We start from the raw sequence: 16,950 nt of genomic DNA, 5'->3' as shown, positions 1-16,950 counted from the left end.
GGGCTTTTAACAGTTAACAAAAAGTTACTTAAATCTTCTTAAACTTACTCATTTTTTGAGCTAGACTAGAACAATGAGTAAACTATCTATTTCTGAAGCCGCAAAACTAAAAGGTGTTAGTACATCTACACTGAGAAGGTGGGAAACTGAAGGGATTTTAATTCCTGAACGTACCGCTAATGGTCATCGTAGATATGACTTAAATCAATTATTAGGTATCAAAAAAGAGCTATCTTTTACCATCGGTTATGCCCGTGTTTCTAGTCATGATCAAAAAGAAGATTTAACCAGGCAAATTCAAGTTTTAGAGTTATTCTCTGCTCAAAATGGTTGGCAAATTGAAATTATTTCTGACTTAGGTAGTGGATTAAATTACTCCAAAAAAGGACTAAAAAGATTAATAAGTTTAATTACTAATAATCAAGTCGAAAGATTAGTATTGACTCATAAAGATAGATTGCTAAGATTTGGCAGTGAATTAATTTTTAGTTTGTGTGAAATCTTTGGCACTGAAGTAGTGATAATTAATAGAACAGAAGATTCTAGTTTTGAAGAAGATTTGGCTAATGATGTTTTGGAAATTATCACTGTTTTTAGTGCTAGATTATATGGTTCAAGAAGTCATAAAAATCGCAAATTAATGGAGGATTTAAGAAGTGCCACTCGTGAGCTTTAAGACAGAATTAAAACTTAATAATAAGCAAAAAACACTTTTAGCCAAACACGCTGGAGTAGCTCGTCATGCTTATAACTGGGGACTTGCTACTTGTTTTAAAGCATTAGAAAATAATGAAAAATTACCAACAGCAATTGATTTACATAAAAAGTTGGTCGCTGAAGTAAAACCTGTTTATTCTTGGTACTACGAAGTATCAAAATGTTCTCCTCAACAAGCCTTAAGAAATCTCTCTACTGCTTTTAAAAATTGGTGGATTCATAAACACACTAAAAAACCAAGATTTAAAAAGAAAGGACATCATGATAGTTTCTATTTAGAAGGTTCAATTAAAGTTAGTGGAAACCGTTTTAAATTACCAAGAATAGGATGGGTTAATGTTCATGAAAATTTACCAGCAATTACTCCTAAAAATGTTACAATTTCTCGTCATGCTGATAGATGGTTTATTGCGTTTAAATACGAGTTAGATATAGCTAATACTCCTAAAATAAGAGAAATAATAGGGGTTGATATTGGGATTAATTCTTTGGCAACTTGTAGCGATGGAACGGTAATTAAAAATAGAAAAGCCTACCGTAAAAATAAGAGAAAATTAGCAAGATTACAACGCAATTTAGCTAGGAAACAAAAAAGTAGTAAAAATCGTCAAAAAGCTCAAGTAAAATTAGCTAGACAACATAAAAAAGTAGTCCAAATAAGAAAAGATACTATTCATAAATTAACATCATGGTTAGCTAAAAACCACAGCTTCATTGTGATTGAGAATTTGAATGTGTCAGGGATGCTTAAAAATCATCGTTTAGCAAGTGCAGTAGCGGATTGTGGCTTTTATGAATTTAGAAGACAGTTGGAATATAAAACAGAATGGTATGGCTCAAAATTAGTCATTGCTGACCGATTTTACCCGTCATCTCAACTGTGCTCAAACTGTCAAAATAGACAAAAAATGCCTCTTTCTAAAAGAGTTTATGAGTGTAAAAATTGTGGTCTAAAAATAGATCGTGATTTGAATGCTAGTATTAATTTGGAGTTATATCCGACTACCCATAGCTTGTGGGGAAGTAAAGCCTGTGGAGAGTCAAACCAACTTAGTGGCAAGTCTATTAAGGATTCGGTGAAGCAGGAAGTGAACGTCCATCCCATGAAGAGTGGGGATTTACTCTTATGAGTAGATTTGAGTAAGTTTTATAGAGCGGTAATTTGACTTAAATGAATAGCTGTGATGACATCACTTAATTTGCCTCTAGTGAGGATGATTCCAGCAGTTTTAATGGCGACTTGTGCACCATTAGTCATAGCAATGGAAAATTGAGCGGTTGTCATGGCAGGTGCATCATTAACGCCGTCACCTATCATCGCTACTATTTTATCAGGGTTTTCTTGCTGTATTTGTTTGATTAAAGCACTTTTTCCTTGAGGAGTGACACTGCCATAATAAGTTTTGATAGCCAATTGTTGAGCTATATATGTAGCTGTTTCAGGTTGATCACCACTCATCATAATTACTTCTAAACCCATTTTTTCTAGGGTATCAATGGTTTGTTTCGCATCTTGTCTGAGGGTATCTCCCAGGGCAATAAAACCGATAATAGTAGTATTTTGGGCTAAATAAATTACTGTTTTACCTTGTGTTTGTAAGGATTTAACTTGATTAACTGTGACATCATTAACCATAATATTATTTTCCATTAACCATGACTGATTACCTAAATAAAAGCAATCGATAAATGGCGTGATAATTCCTTTTACTCCTTTACCGTGACAATTTTCTAAGTTTTGATTATCAAGAATTTCTAGGTGGAGTTTTTGGGCTTTTTTAAGGATAGTTTCAGCTAGAGGATGATTAGCCACAATTTCTAAACTAGCGGCAATTTGTAATATTTTATCTTCGGAAAATTTATCTGGATAATAAGAGAATATATCAGTAATTTCTAAGTATCCTTGAGTAAGAGTTCCTGTTTTATCAAAGACGATGGTTTTTAAGTTCTTAACTTGTTCTAACACATCGCCGCCTTTAATTAACAACCCATTTTCTGCACCTAGGGTTGTGCCTACTAAAATCGCTGTGGGTGTAGCTAAACCTAAAGCACACGGACACGCTATCACAAGAACATTAATCGCTAACTTGAGGCTGAGAATAATTTTAGTAGTATCAAATTCTATTACTATATTCGACCAAATTTGTGTACCCCAAAAATACCAAAAACTAAAGGTAAAAAAGGCCATCGCAATGATAAAATAAGTAAAATAACTAGAAACAGTATCAGCGAACTTTTGCACTGGTGGTTTACGAGTTTGAGCGGCTTCAACGGTAGCAATAATTTGACTGAGAAGAGTATTTTTACCATCGGTGACGGCTTCCACAATTACCATATTGCCATGATTAATTGTTCCTGCACAGACTTTTTCGCCAACACTTTTGAAAGTAGGTAAAGATTCCCCCGTGAGTAAAGATTCATCAATGGTAGTTTCACCTTCGATAATAATACCATCAACGGGAAATTGCTCCCCTGATAACACTCTTACCCACTCCATGGGCTTAACTTGTAAGGCTGGAATTTGTAAACCTTGATCTTGATTAGAATTAATCTTACCAACTAAACGCGCAAATTGAGGGCGTAAACTAAGTAATGCTTCCAAAGAATCTACAGCCTTATTTCTAGCGGTTGACTCTAATACTTTACCTAAAAAGATAAATCCAAGTAACATGACTGGCTCATCAAAAAAACATTCCCAACCCAATTCAGGGAAAATGAGTGCGATACAACTAGCTATATAAGCGCAAATCGCACCAATACCCACTAAACTATTCATATTAGGCTTTCTTTGCCATAAACCCTGCCAACCGTTAAGTAAAATTTCTTTACCCGGAATTAGTAAACTAGCGGTAGCTAAACCCCAATGAAACCAAATATTAGTTAACCAATGCCAAGGGTGTAAACCTAAATGATGTAAATGTCCGATGGTAGAAAATAGTAAAAGAAAAGCAGCACTGATTAAAAGATATTGTTGATTTTTTTTAGCCGATAATCTTTTTTGGTGAATAATTAATTTTTGATTTTCCTGTGTTTCGTCTTTTAATCTTACTTGGGTAGGAAAACCGAGATTAGTCAGTTTTTGGGCGATAGTTTCTAATTCCACAACACCTACTTGATATTCTACCAAAGCAACAGAAGTCATTAGATTGACATTGGCACAAATAATTCCTTGATGTTGTCTAATTTGTTTCTCTACTGATTTGACACAACCAGAACATTTCATGCCATCTATATCTAAAGTGATGGTATCGATAGAAGGTATTGTTTGTTTTAGGGGAGGAGAAGTTAAACTTAAAGAAACCATGTTAAATTATATTTATTGTTAAAACTAATGTGTTTCATAATTAGAAGCCTGAGATTGTAATAATTGAGTTACTTGAGTAAAAACACTGTCAGAGGGTTTGCTTTTATTAATAGCGTGTCTTTCTGGATAAAATTCGGGACGGTCAAGATATAATGAAATAGATTGCTCTACTTGTTCAACAATAAGGTTTTTTAATTCTTCTTTGGCTTTCTCTCTTTGAAAATTAGCCCCTTCTTCTGTGGTAGCATACAGGGGAGGTAAACGGTTAAGGGCATAAGCAGAAATGTCTCCAACATCTAATAATCGACTACTGCTAGTTTCAATTTCCGCAACCCTAGAAATCACCTCACTAACCACTAATTCTTCCATAACATTAATAAATTGTTTACGAGGCATAGCTAAAACCTCTCCCGTGAGTAATGCACCCATCAGTTTATCTAATGCTACATATTCTTCTAAAGATAACTCAGAGGATGTTTCACATAATTTTCCTACTTCCGCTTCCATGGTGGGAGTTAAATATCCTGTTTCCAATGCGTGATTAACAATTTGATTGATTTCCATTATTCCTCTATAAGATTACATTGAGCAAAAACTACTTTACAATTTTAGTTTACAGTGAATTAATAGTTTTAAAAGCAATAATTTGGAATTAAAAACCTCTGGTTATTGCGATGAACCTTAAAGATATGTTAAATTTTATGTAGTAAAAGATCAAACCATTACCATTGTTAATGATGTCAGATCTTGCTACAACGTCATGATATAATTCAATTGACTAATTCTAACTATAGATCTTCAAAACTGAGATTTATGGTTATTAAACGGTAAGACTAACCGTATTTGCACCAAAGCAAAAAATCTCTCCACGAAAGTAAGAGAATGTCTCAAATATTGATTTAAAAATCACTGTACATAAATAATCCTTAAAAGTTCACGGCTTAATGTTTACTAAACAAGTAACCGATTCTCCTGTTTATAAATGGTTTAATGATCGCCTAGAAATAGAAGCGATTTCCGATGATATTAGTAGCAAATATGTTCCCCCCCACGTCAATATTTTTTATTGCTTAGGCGGAATTACCCTAACTTGCTTCTTAATTCAGTTTGCAACGGGGTTTGCTATGACTTTTTACTACAAACCCACTGTTACCGAAGCCTTTTCTTCTGTTCAATTTATTATGAATGAAGTTAACTTCGGTTGGTTGATTCGTTCGATCCATCGCTGGTCAGCTAGTATGATGGTATTAATGTTAATTCTCCATGTATTCCGTGTTTATTTAACTGGTGGTTTCAAAAAACCTCGTGAGTTAACTTGGGTTGTCGGTGTAACCATGGCAGTAATTACCGTTTCTTTCGGTGTAACTGGTTATTCCTTACCTTGGGATCAAGTAGGTTATTGGGCGGTTAAAATCGTTTCTGGTGTACCTGCGGCTATTCCTGTAGTGGGTGATCAAATGGTAGAACTTTTAAGAGGTGGTGCAAGTGTAGGTCAAGCTACTTTAACTCGTTTCTATACCATTCATACCTTTGTTTTACCTTGGTTAATGGCAGTATTCATGTTATTACACTTCCTCTTAATCCGTAAACAAGGGATTTCTGGTCCTTTGTAATGTTTAAATCATGATCCCCCACAAACCCCCTTATTCTCAATTTTGGGAGACAAAAAAATAGTCAAAAATAAGGGGAATTTGAAGAAAAAACAATCTTTAAATTTTGTGGATAAAGTGACTAAATTTAAAATCTTTTACGGATAAAATATAAACATATCTACTTTTTGTCAAATCCCCTTCTTAATTAAGGAGACAATCTCAAATTATGTCCAATCCTAATTCTCAGTTACACAAAAAACCTGATCTCAATGATCCTAAATTAAGAGCAAAATTAGCTCAAAATATGGGTCATCATTATTACGGTGAACTTGCATGGCCTAACGATATTCTCTATATGTTTCCTGTTTGTATTTTAGGTGCATTAGGTTTAGTTGTTGGTTTAGCAATTCTTGATCCTGCTATGATGGGTGAACCTGCTGATCCTTTTGCTACTCCGTTGGAAATCTTACCTGAATGGTATTTATATCCCGTATTCCAAATTTTGCGAGTGTTACCTAACAAACTTTTAGGTATTGCTTGTCAAGCAGCTATTCCTTTAGGTTTAATGTTAGTACCTTTCATTGAAAGTGTTAATAAGTTCCAAAATCCTTTCCGTCGCCCTATTGCGATGACTGTATTTTTATTCGGTACTGCTGTAACTCTTTGGTTAGGTGCTGGTTCTGTATTCCCCATTGATAAATCCTTAACTTTGGGTTTATTCTAAGTTTTGACTTAAAATTCAAAATTATCGAAATCAAGTATCTGTGATGGCTTTTAGGCTCTTTAGATGATGAGTTTAGAGGCGATCGCAGATATTTTTTTTGTGTTGATTATTTTTTCATGGCTAAAGTTAAACCGTCACCGATGGGAATTAAACTTAAATCAATACGAGAATCTTGAGCTAATTTAGTATTAAAGTCTCGAATTTTTTTAGTTCTATTATCATTAATATTAACGTCTGCTACTTTACCATACCAAAGGACGTTATCAATGGCGATTAAACCACCTTTTCTTAATAACTGTAAAGATTTTTCATAGTAATTATCATAGTTACTTTTATCTGCGTCAATAAAGATAAAATCGAAAGTTTCTTTTTCGTCATGAAGAATTAATTTATCTAAGGTTTCTAAAGCTGGGGCAAGATGTAAGGTTATTTTATGATCTACTTGGGCTTTTTGCCAATAACCTTTCGCAATGGCGGTAAAATCTTCATTTATATCACAGGCGATAAGTTTTCCTTCTTCGGGTAAGGCTAAAGCCATAGCAGTGGAACTGTAACCCATAAAAACACCTATTTCAAGAATTTTTTTTACTCCCATTAACTTAATTAATAATGCCAAAAATTGCGCTTGATCTGCCGAAATTTGCATTTTTCCCAGAGGATGGTTAACGGCTTCTTGTCTTAATTCGTGTAATACTGGCGATTCTCTTAGGGATATTGACAATAAATATTCGTATAATTCATGGGATAAATTTAGGGTTTTATTACTCATAGAAATAGCTGAAAATCACATAATTTTTAGATCAAAATCTTACTTAAATTATCTTGATTTCTGGTTATTATATAGCAATCTTATCTTTATTCAATTAATTAGGTACTTATGAAGGAAACAAAATGGCAAATTTCTCCTTGTGATAATATTCCTCGTGATTTTTTTGAACAAATAAACAATATCACCAAAAGAAAAAAATCTGATTATTTAGCCAAATTATTATGGGGTAGAGGTATTCGTGATGAGGAAAAGTTGAGGGAATTTTTAGACAACAATAGTTATCAACCTTCTCCAGCTTCAGAATTTGGCAGAGAAATAAAATCAGCTTTAATTCGTTTAAAAAAAGCCAGAGATGAGGAGGAAAAAGTCGCTATTTGGGGTAATGTTTATGGTGATGCTATAACGACTACTTGTTTATTATGGGAGGGTTTAAAGCCTTTTTTTCCCGACAAAAGTCAATGGAGTTATTATTTTCCTGATAACTTAACGGAATTTTCGGGGTTAAATTCTCATGGTATTGATTTATTAAAGAAAAAAGGAGTAACTTTAATTATTGTGGCGGATACTGGTAGCAGTAATTTGGCTGAAATTAATTATGCTCAAACTTTGGCTATGGATATGATTATTATTGATCATCATATTTTACTTGATGAACGTCCTCCTGTGGTTTCTTTCCTTAATCCTCTTAATTTCGCCGAAAATCATCCTTTTTATACTTTTTCTGGTGTCGCTATTGCTTATAAACTTTTAGAGGCTTTATATCAACAATTTCCTGCTATTTTCTCTCAACCTTTAACAGATTTTCTTGATTTAGTGGTGATTGGGTTATTAACGGAAGTAACTGAGTTAAAAGGAGATTCTCGCTATTTAGTAAAACTAGGTATTGAGTATTTAAGAAATACCAAACGTATTGGTTTAGAAACTTTACTAAAATTATGTCAACAAAATGGCGATCGCCCGATGGATATTTCTCAAGGTATTATAAAAAGAATAAATGCAATAAGTTACATTCATAGTAGTACAGATTTTGCATTTCAATTATTAACCACTAAAAATGGTGATTTAGGAAAAAAATTAGCAGAAAAAGCAGAAAAAGCTAATCTAAATCTTAAGGAATTACAGAACGAAATATACAAACAAGCAGAAAAAAAAATACAAGAATTAGATTTATCAACAACGGCGGTAATTATTCTTACAGATAATCGATGGGAGAAAAATATTTTAGCTTCAGTTGCGAATATAATTAGTAAAAAATATACACTGCCGACTATTTTATTATCGACAAAAGATAGTTTTAATCAAGATAATTTAATCATAGCAAAAGGTTATGGTAGTTCAATTAATAATGTAAATTTATATGAATTAATTATTAACCAACGAGATTTATTCCAGAGTTTTATCAAATATTCTAATACCATAGAAGTATCTTTACCTTTAGAAAATATAGAATTATTTAGAGATAGTATTAACCAACAAATAAAAAGTAAAATTAATTGGGATTATTTACCTTCAATTATTCCCATTGATTTAATGCTTACTGTTAGGGAATTAGGAGAAAAATTATGGCAAGAATTAAGTTTAATTGAGCCTTGTTGCTTAAATAATTCTGCACCTAAATTATTGATAAAAAATGCTTGGTTTAGTAAGCCTGAAAATGTGAATCATAGTGATAAATATGGGCAAAAAATTAAATATATTAAAACTTATTTTACTATTTATGATGAGAGTAGTAAATCTCATGGTTTTGATGGTATTTGGTGGGAACATTATCCCTCAGAAATTAATCCAGATTATCGTTATGACGTGGTGGTAGAATTAGATTATAATGCCAAAATAAAAGATTATTATATAAGAATAATTGCTCTTAAACTTGCAGTCGAAAATCAGGTTGAAAAAAAAGTAAATTTATCATCTTCTATCATAGATAATCGATGTCAAAAATCTCTATTAATTAATAATAATTCGACAAATATTTTGTTGAATAAATGTCCTTTACAGTGGGTGGAAGTGACTAAAAAATATGAGGAAGCGATCGCATCACAAAGGAGTTTAATTTTAAGCTACAATCATCATAATAAAAATGATGTAGAGGAATTATGGAAAGATTTTTTGGGTATAATTAAATATTTAGTTGAGAAAAATCACATAATAGAAATAGAGAAGTTATTAACAAAATTATCTATTAGCGAATTAACCTTAGAATGTATTTTAAATGCGATAGAAGACATAGGGATTATTTATGAAAAAATAAATAACAAAATAATGTTTAAACAAACTAAATCATTTTTTGAGTCTGAAGTTTATATAAAGACTAAAAATTGTTTTGAAGATATAATTAATCAAGAAAACTTACAAAAAACTTATTTTTATAAAGTACCTGTTAATATTTTAGAATCAGAAATGAATAAAAAAACTGATTATTCTTCATAAATTATTCACTAATAAATAAACTTTTAACTAAAATTTTTGTTTTTAAATCTAATTTTTGCCAATCTAATTCTCCATCATCATCTATCAAATTTTTATCAGTTTCTACAGGGTGAATTTGTCCTGATTTATAAGAATCAAAACATACTTGAAAACAAAGTTCCCAAATATTATTTTTACTGATATAATTACCTTTTTTTAAACAAACAATATAAGCAGGAAAAGGTTCGGTTATTTCTTCATAACTTATATCCCATGACAATAATTCTGATTGTTGACGGAGGTTATCTATTAATCTAATATAAATTGGTTGTAATAATAATTGTGCCTTTTCATATTCTTTTATATCTTTAAATTTTGGTTGCATTATTTTTTCTAAAAATCAAATATTAAATTAATTTTTGACGGAAAATTTTATAAATAAATTTAGTTATAATAATAATTTTTTTTGTATTATTTATTTTAATCTTTAAGTTGACATAATTAGTTCTAAATTTCTTGATTTCAAAAGCTGTTAGTAAAATCGTTAGAGGTATTTCTTTTAAAATTAAATTGGAATTACTATTAATTTGTGATAATAAATTATTAAGATTAAATAAATAATTATTAAATTTTATCAGTTTCCATAATAAACAAAAGTTAAAAAACACGATCATTAAATTAACAAAAATCACAAATTTTAAAGACATTCTATTTACTTATATTTGACTTTAAAAAATAAGATTGTACCAGCTAATATTAACGTTACTGTATTACTAATAATAATCGGCACATCACCCAGCAAAATTCCATAAATTAACCATAGAAAAACACCAATACAAAAACTTAAAAACATTGATAATGATAAATCTTTAGCCGATCGCGATCGCCATGTTTTAATAACTTGAGGTAAAAAAGAAATAGTGGTTAAAAAACCTGCCATTAAACCAATTATTGTGACTAATTCCATAATTAAAACCTGAGTAAGGAATAACAGAAAAGATTGAGGTAGCTTAATAAATTGGTGAGTAAAATTAATTATACATTTTATGTGGCTCAAACCTCTGGTAACAATGGGTTTTAACCCTTACCTATATACGCCTGAGTACTTAATATAAAAGCGGGGAATTTATTTATAGCTTAATTATGGATAAAAAAACCCCCTAAAAAATAGGAGGGTTTAAGTAGTTAAATAAAAGAGAAAAATTAGCCTAAAATTTCTTTAGCTTTAGCCACAACATTATCAACGGTAAAGCCGAATTTCTCCATAACGACATCACCCGGAGCAGATGCACCATAAGTATTAATACCGATACAAGCTCCTTCGTCACCGACAAAACGTTCCCAACCAAAGGTTACACCTGCTTCCACAGAAACACGTTTTTTGATGGCTTTGGGTAATACAGATTCTTTATATTCATCACTTTGTAAGTCGAATAATTCCACACAAGGCATGGAAACTACACGCACTTTTAAGCCTTCGACTTTTAATTTTTCGGCGGCTTTAATACAAAGTCCGACTTCGCTACCTGTACCGATTAAGATTAAGTCTAATTCGTTAGGAGCAAATCCACAAGCCGCTACATAACCGCCTTTAGCTACGGCATCAATAGACGAACCAGCTAAGTTATCTAAGTTTTGACGGGTTAAAGCTAAGAGGGAAGATTTTTTCTTAGTTTCGATAGCTACTTTGTAAGCTCCAGAAGTTTCGTTACCGTCAGCCGGGCGAAATACCATTAAGTCTGGAATTAAGCGTAAAGAAGCCACTTGTTCAACGGGTTGGTGAGTAGGACCATCTTCACCTAATGCGATGGAATCATGAGTCATAACCCAGAGAACTTGAGCTTCAGAAAGAGCCGAAAGACGGATAGAATTTCTCATGTAGTCAGAGAAAATCAAGAAAGTTGCACCGTAAGGAATTAAACCAGTGTTATGTAAAGAAATTGCATTACAAATTGCACCCATTGCGTGTTCACGAACACCAAAATGCACGTTACGATTTTCGTAAGCACCTTTTTGGAAATCCCCAGAAACCTTAAGTTGAGTGAGGTTAGAATGGGTTAAATCCGCAGAACCACCAATTAACTGAGGTAAAACCGTAGAAATAGCATTTAAACAATTTTCAGAGTGTTTACGACTAGCTAAAGGTTTATCTTCAGGAGTATAGGAAGGTAACACATCTGCCCAATTTTCAGGAAGTATGCCAGAAGTGATAGTTTCAAATTCTTTAGCTTCGGTAGGATACTTAGTTTTATAAGTAGCAAGGGTTTGATTCCATTGCGCTTCTAAACTTGCTCCCCGTTCGATGGCTTTGTTAAAGTGATCATAAACTTCTTGAGGTACGACAAAAGGAGCGTAATTCCACCCCAAGTTTTTACGAGTAGCTTCTACTTCATCACCACCTAAAGCCGCACCATGAACACCTGCGGTATTTTGTTTTTTAGGTGAACCATAACCAATAGTAGTGGTAACTTTGATCATCGTAGGTTTATCAGTAACAGATTTAGCTTCAGCAATAGCCGCAGCGATGGCATCTAAATCAGTATTACCATTTTCTACATGGAGAACGTGCCAACCATAAGCCTCAAAACGCTTAGAAACATCTTCAGTAAAAGCTATGTCCGTTGAACCATCGATAGAGATATGGTTATCATCATATAAAGCGATGAGTTTACCTAAGCCCCAATGTCCAGCTAAAGAAGCGGCTTCTCCAGAAATACCTTCCATATTACAACCATCACCGAGAATAACATAGGTGTAATGATCGATTAAAGTACAGTCTGGTTTGTTATATTTTGCCCCTAAATGAGCTTCAGCTAAAGCCAAACCAACACCATTAGCGATACCTTGTCCGAGAGGACCAGTTGTAACTTCAACACCAGCAGTAACGAAGTTTTCAGGATGTCCGGGGGTTTTAGATTTCCACTGACGGAATTGTTTAATATCATCAATGCTAACGCTATCATATCCAAATAAGTGTAATAATGAATATTGAAGCATAGAACCATGACCAGCAGAAAGCACAAATCTATCTCTGTTAATCCACTGGGGATTTTTGGGATTAAATTTCATGAATTGATCCCATAACACAAAAGACATGGGAGCCGCGCCCATAGGTAAGCCGGGGTGTCCAGATTTTGCTTTTTCTACCCCATCAATGGAGAGAAAACGAATAGCATTGATGCAGAGTTCTTGAATAGATTGGGTTGCAACCACCATAATGAATTTTTTTGACTGAATTTAACTAAATATAAATGTTTGAACAATTACAAATTATTTTCTCATTGTTGAGTAGAGATAGCAAGAGTTCTTAAATTTTCCTATTCAATTTCGTGATTAGTAAAGTGTAAGAGTAAAGGTTATTTCCGATTTAAAAGTAATATTAGCATTTAAAAAAGTGGGCATTGCCCACCCTACAATTAATTATCTGCTCCTTCTATGGGTGCAAATCCTTGACGTTGTATATTTTCTGTCACTACTCTTGGTTCTAAAAATTGTAACAGATAATCAGGACCTCCTGCTTTTGAGCCGACTCCTGATAACTTAAAGCCTCCAAAGGGTTGACGAGCAACGATCGCTCCTGTAATACCACGATTAATATATACATTGCCCACCTCAAATTCTTTGTAAGCTCGATCAATGTGGGCTGGAGTACGAGAATATAAACCACCAGTCAAAGCGTAGTCTGTGCCGTTGGCTATATTTAAAGCATGATCAAAATTGTCTGCTTTGATTACTGCTAATACAGGACCAAAAATCTCTTCTTGGGCAATAGTGGCATTTTCTGGAATATCAATTATGACGGTGGGAGATACAAAATAACCATTTTCAGGAATAGGCACTTGAATGGCTAATTTACCTTCTTGTTTACCCTGCTCAATATACTCTAAAATGCGTTTTTGGGCAGTACCATCGATAACAGGACCTACTTTCGTGCTAGGATTTTTAGCCTCACCTACATTAAGAGATTTTACTCCTTCCACTAAACGCTCGACAAAGGTATCATAGACGGTAGAAACTACTATTACACGACTACAAGCGGAACATTTTTGACCACTAAAACCAAAAGCTGATTGTATTACTCCAGCTACAGCTTGATCTAAATCAGCACTTTCATCGACGATAATACCATTCTTACCCCCCATTTCGGCAATGACTCGTTTAAGGTGTTTTTGCTTAGGTTGCAATATCGCTGCATCAGCATAAATTTTACAACCTACTTCCCTTGAGCCGGTAAATGCGATAAGGTGAATATCGGGATGTTTAACGAGATAATCGCCAATAACCGAACCTTTACCCGGTATATATTGGAAAACCCCTTCTGGAATACCTGCTTCTATTAAAATTTCAGCAATTTTTGCTCCAATTACCGTGCTAGTAGCGGCTGGTTTAAGTAAGGCACAATTTCCTGCAACTAAAGCGGCGACTGTCATACCAGTAGAGATAGCAAAAGGAAAATTCCAAGGAGAGACGATTAAGGCAATGCCACGAGGTTGATAAAAATAGCGATCATTTTCTCCTGCTACGTCATAACTATAACCTTGATCAAGCCTTTCCATTTCATCAGCATAATAACGACAAAAATCAATAGCTTCTGATACTTCAGGATCACCTTCTTTCAATATTTTACCAACTTCATAGCACATCCAAGCAGTTAATTCATGGCGTTTTGCTTCCATTATATCCGCCGCTTTTCGCAAAATATCAGCTCGTTGTTTAGCGGGGGTTTTACTCCATGTTTTAAAGGCTTCTTTTGCGCTATTCATCGCTTCGTCAGCTTGGGAAAGAGAAATTAAACCAATTTTGCCGACTATTTCTGAAGGATTAGAAGGATTAACCGAGTCGATATATTCATCGGTTTCGACGTATTTACCATTAATCAAAGGTAAGTAGATTTTGCCTAACTGATTGTGTACTATAGTTAACCCTTGTCGAGCTTTACTTAAGTTAGATTCTCGTCCATAATCAGTATCTGGTGAGCCTTGAAAAACCCCCCTTAATCCCCCCTTGGCAATGGGGGAAACTGTATCTAAATCATCCTTCGCAGAGGAAACAACTGCATTTAAGCCTTCCTTTGTAAAGGAGGTTGGGGAGCTTACACTGGGAGGTGCAACTAATTCTTCTATGGGCTTTTCTTCTGAATTTTGACGTAAAAAGGAGCTATTAGCGGTATTTTCGAGTAAACGACGGATAAGATAAGCCATACCCGGTAATAACTGCCCATAGGGTGCATAAACCCTAACTCTATGCCCTCTTTTGACGATCGCCCTAGCTAAAGTTTCTCCCATGCCATAAAGTATTTGACATTCAAATTTACGTTGAGGGATTTTGAGGGTTTCTGCAATAGCGATGGCATTTGCTTGAGTGCGTACGTTATGAGAAGCGATGGCTGCGTTTAAATAGTCGTGATTTTCGAGGAGAAGACGAGTTAATTTTTCATAATTAATATCTGTTTCTGGTTTTTGGTTAAATACCGGTTGATTCCAATGATTTTGCTTCGATTTAATGGTTTCTTGATCCCAATATGCACCTTTAACTAGACGGATAGTAATGGGATTACCCCGTTTTTTTGCCCAATTAATCCAACCTTTTAAGTCTGCTTCCGAATCACGCAAATAGCCTTGTAAAGTAACGCCAATATCGGTGCGTGTCTTAAATTCTTCTTCCATCAACAACTCTTGTAAAATGGAAATAACTACATCTTTGTAAGCGTACTGCTCTATATCAAAATGTACCGCCGTATTATAATTTTGAGCGTGTCTTAATAAAGTACGAATGCGATCGCAAACTTTAACTTTACCACCTTCAGGATCAATCGGGTCAAATTGAGAGTAAAATGCGGTTAACTTGACGGAAACTTGAACTTTAGGGAGATTTTCCCCGTCAGCAGTATCAATTTCGGGAATATTTGCCCATTTTTGAGCTTGATTACTCAATTGAGTGATTAATTCAAGGTAATTTTGGAGATAAGATTCTGCTTCCCCTTCAGTAATAACCGCTTCTCCTAACAAGTCGATAGAAAAGCACATTTTTTCCTTGCGCATTTTTTCTACCGCTTTAATTACCTCTTTGATGGTTTCTCCTGAAATGTATTTATAAGCTAAGGTTTCCACCGCTTTAGTAATAGTTGAAGAAGCAAGTTGAGCGGGAATAGAGTTAGCTTCGGTAAAATTAAGTAAAGTTTTCAATTCATTGGGTAATTCAACTTCTTCCGCCGTGAGATATTGTTGTAAATGACGCATAATCTCAGACTTGCTTCTCAATGCAGGTAACGCATCAATGAATCTAAACAATTGTACCCTCAAACCGGGGTTACTCATTGTCCAATTCATGAGTTTATCATCGAACTGTGCTTGTTCTTTCAACTGACTGAAAATATTGCCTTTTTGCCTTGTGGCTTCGATTAACTCTTTGGCGATCGCTTTTGTTGAATCTTCGTAGGATAATGTAGAATTAGCGGAAGCAATCATAAATTTGACCTAATAAATATAGTAAAATATCTTTAATTTTGTCCTGATAATCGAGTGCTAAAATGCTGATGTTGCATAACATTAAGAGTTTTTTAGCCTTACTATTTTATCATATTTAGAAAATTTATTACTAATTCGGCTTTGGTGAAAAAAGTGTCAGGTGTCGGGTGTCGGGTGTCAGGTGTCGGGTGTCAGGGGAAATGCAAACTGTCAATTTATCATAACTACTGTAGAATAGCTACTATGTTCTTTAACAGGGGAATTTATTATGAATTTAATTTTAAAATTAATCCCAAATTATGATGATTATTCAAAATAAGTATAAATCAAAAAATAATGATAATTTATACACTTAAATACTGTTGATGAGAACAAGTTGCTATGATAGTTTTATCATTTAAAATTTCTCCATAAACTCCTTTTGTCATCCCTCTTAATTGTTTTAACTTATTAATAGAAGAAATACAATCACAACCAAACATTTTGATCGCTGAATCACTTTCTTCCTCAGTAAAATTGAGAATAAAATGACCATTTGCATTTTTCTCTAAATCAAGTTTTTCGTCAATTTCTATTAAATCTGGACTCAAAATAGTTATCGTAATCCCTTGATTTTCAGATGCTCTTACTGGTTGAGTTTGACAAATATTCAAGAAAAAAGCAGCTAATATAACAGGATTCCATAGTAAACATAATTTAAGAATTTGATTGGTTTTCATGGGCAAAACTTTACTGATTATCATGGTTGAACTAATGTTTATTTATCTTATTCAATAATTCTTAAAAATGTCAAGCTATCTGTTTAGTTTCTGATAGTAATTAACCTCTAATTAGGGTTTGCTGAATAAATCAGAAAGCTATTAAAATCAAGGCTTGGGGCATCGTTAAGTTAATAAAAAAGTGCGTAGTTTTAGGCATTTTTGCTCAAAAAACAGGGTAGTATTATACAGTTACAAACTCTAATTTCA

13 protein-coding genes are annotated in these 16,950 nt (G+C 33.5%); 5 read left to right on the top strand and 8 right to left on the bottom strand.

Annotated features, from left to right (window positions below; translation table 11 throughout):
* Positions 1-73 precede the first annotated feature (73 nt).
* Both ACEW8E_RS04605 and ACEW8E_RS04600 read left to right on the top strand, forming a co-directional pair.
* The gene (locus ACEW8E_RS04605) at positions 74-676 is read left to right on the top strand and encodes an IS607 family transposase (RefSeq protein ID WP_373479167.1); all 603 of its coding nucleotides are present in this window, start codon (positions 74-76) and stop codon (positions 674-676) included.
* Entirely contained in the window at positions 657-1,847 is a 1,191-nt protein-coding gene (locus tag ACEW8E_RS04600) for an RNA-guided endonuclease InsQ/TnpB family protein (protein ID WP_373479166.1), read from the top strand. The genes ACEW8E_RS04605 and ACEW8E_RS04600 overlap by 20 nt, the downstream gene beginning before the upstream one ends.
* 17 nt (positions 1,848-1,864) lie before the next feature.
* Here the strand turns inward: ACEW8E_RS04600 and ACEW8E_RS04595 are convergent, their stop codons facing one another.
* Positions 1,865-4,021, bottom strand: a complete 2,157-nt coding sequence (locus ACEW8E_RS04595) for a heavy metal translocating P-type ATPase (protein ID WP_373479165.1) — start codon at positions 4,019-4,021, stop codon at positions 1,865-1,867.
* 24 nt (positions 4,022-4,045) lie between these two features.
* Complete coding sequence (locus ACEW8E_RS04590) at positions 4,046-4,585, bottom strand: late competence development ComFB family protein (RefSeq protein ID WP_373479164.1); 540 nt, start codon at positions 4,583-4,585, stop codon at positions 4,046-4,048.
* 380 nt (positions 4,586-4,965) lie between these two features.
* On the opposite strand from ACEW8E_RS04590, the gene petB reads away from it, so the two are divergent.
* Both petB and petD read left to right on the top strand, forming a co-directional pair.
* Positions 4,966-5,634, top strand: coding sequence for a cytochrome b6 (gene petB, locus ACEW8E_RS04585; RefSeq protein WP_373479163.1), 669 nt, complete (start codon positions 4,966-4,968; stop codon positions 5,632-5,634).
* Positions 5,635-5,839: 205 nt separating this feature from the next.
* Positions 5,840-6,337 (top strand): cytochrome b6-f complex subunit IV, encoded by a 498-nt coding sequence (gene petD / locus ACEW8E_RS04580; RefSeq protein WP_373479162.1) that lies wholly within the window; start codon positions 5,840-5,842, stop codon positions 6,335-6,337.
* Positions 6,338-6,443: 106 nt separating this feature from the next.
* On the opposite strand, the gene ACEW8E_RS04575 is transcribed toward petD, so the two are convergent.
* Positions 6,444-7,106 (bottom strand): class I SAM-dependent methyltransferase, encoded by a 663-nt coding sequence (locus tag ACEW8E_RS04575; protein WP_373479161.1) that lies wholly within the window; start codon positions 7,104-7,106, stop codon positions 6,444-6,446.
* Between the two features lie 108 nt (positions 7,107-7,214).
* Here ACEW8E_RS04575 and ACEW8E_RS04570 point away from each other — a divergent pair, with 108 nt between their 5' ends.
* The gene (locus tag ACEW8E_RS04570) at positions 7,215-9,536 is read left to right on the top strand and encodes a DHH family phosphoesterase (RefSeq protein ID WP_373479160.1); all 2,322 of its coding nucleotides are present in this window, start codon (positions 7,215-7,217) and stop codon (positions 9,534-9,536) included.
* Between the two features lies 1 nt (position 9,537).
* Here the strand turns inward: ACEW8E_RS04570 and ACEW8E_RS04565 are convergent, their stop codons facing one another.
* The 5 genes from ACEW8E_RS04565 to ACEW8E_RS04545 all read right to left on the bottom strand — a co-directional run bounded on the left by ACEW8E_RS04565 (position 9,538) and on the right by ACEW8E_RS04545 (position 16,701).
* Positions 9,538-9,900: a hypothetical protein gene (locus ACEW8E_RS04565; RefSeq protein WP_373479159.1), complete on the bottom strand. Its 363-nt coding sequence runs from the start codon at positions 9,898-9,900 to the stop codon at positions 9,538-9,540.
* A 327-nt stretch (positions 9,901-10,227) separates the two neighbouring features.
* Positions 10,228-10,482 carry a SemiSWEET transporter gene (locus tag ACEW8E_RS04560; RefSeq protein WP_373479158.1) on the bottom strand — a complete coding sequence of 85 codons (255 nt, stop codon included), beginning with the start codon at positions 10,480-10,482 and terminating at the stop codon, positions 10,228-10,230.
* 236 nt (positions 10,483-10,718) lie between these two features.
* Complete coding sequence (gene tkt, locus ACEW8E_RS04555; RefSeq protein WP_373479157.1) at positions 10,719-12,731, bottom strand: transketolase; 2,013 nt, start codon at positions 12,729-12,731, stop codon at positions 10,719-10,721.
* Positions 12,732-12,931: 200 nt separating this feature from the next.
* Positions 12,932-15,982 (bottom strand): L-glutamate gamma-semialdehyde dehydrogenase, encoded by a 3,051-nt coding sequence (gene pruA, locus ACEW8E_RS04550; protein WP_373479156.1) that lies wholly within the window; start codon positions 15,980-15,982, stop codon positions 12,932-12,934.
* Positions 15,983-16,326: 344 nt separating this feature from the next.
* Positions 16,327-16,701 (bottom strand): hypothetical protein, encoded by a 375-nt coding sequence (locus tag ACEW8E_RS04545; protein WP_373479155.1) that lies wholly within the window; start codon positions 16,699-16,701, stop codon positions 16,327-16,329.
* Between the last annotated feature and the right edge of the window lie 249 nt (positions 16,702-16,950).

The organism is Geminocystis sp. (assembly GCF_041753295.1).
Taxonomy (GTDB): domain Bacteria; phylum Cyanobacteriota; class Cyanobacteriia; order Cyanobacteriales; family Cyanobacteriaceae; genus Geminocystis.
The sequence above is the reverse complement of the archived record's forward strand: the minus strand, read 5'-3'. Positions and strand labels throughout refer to the sequence as shown.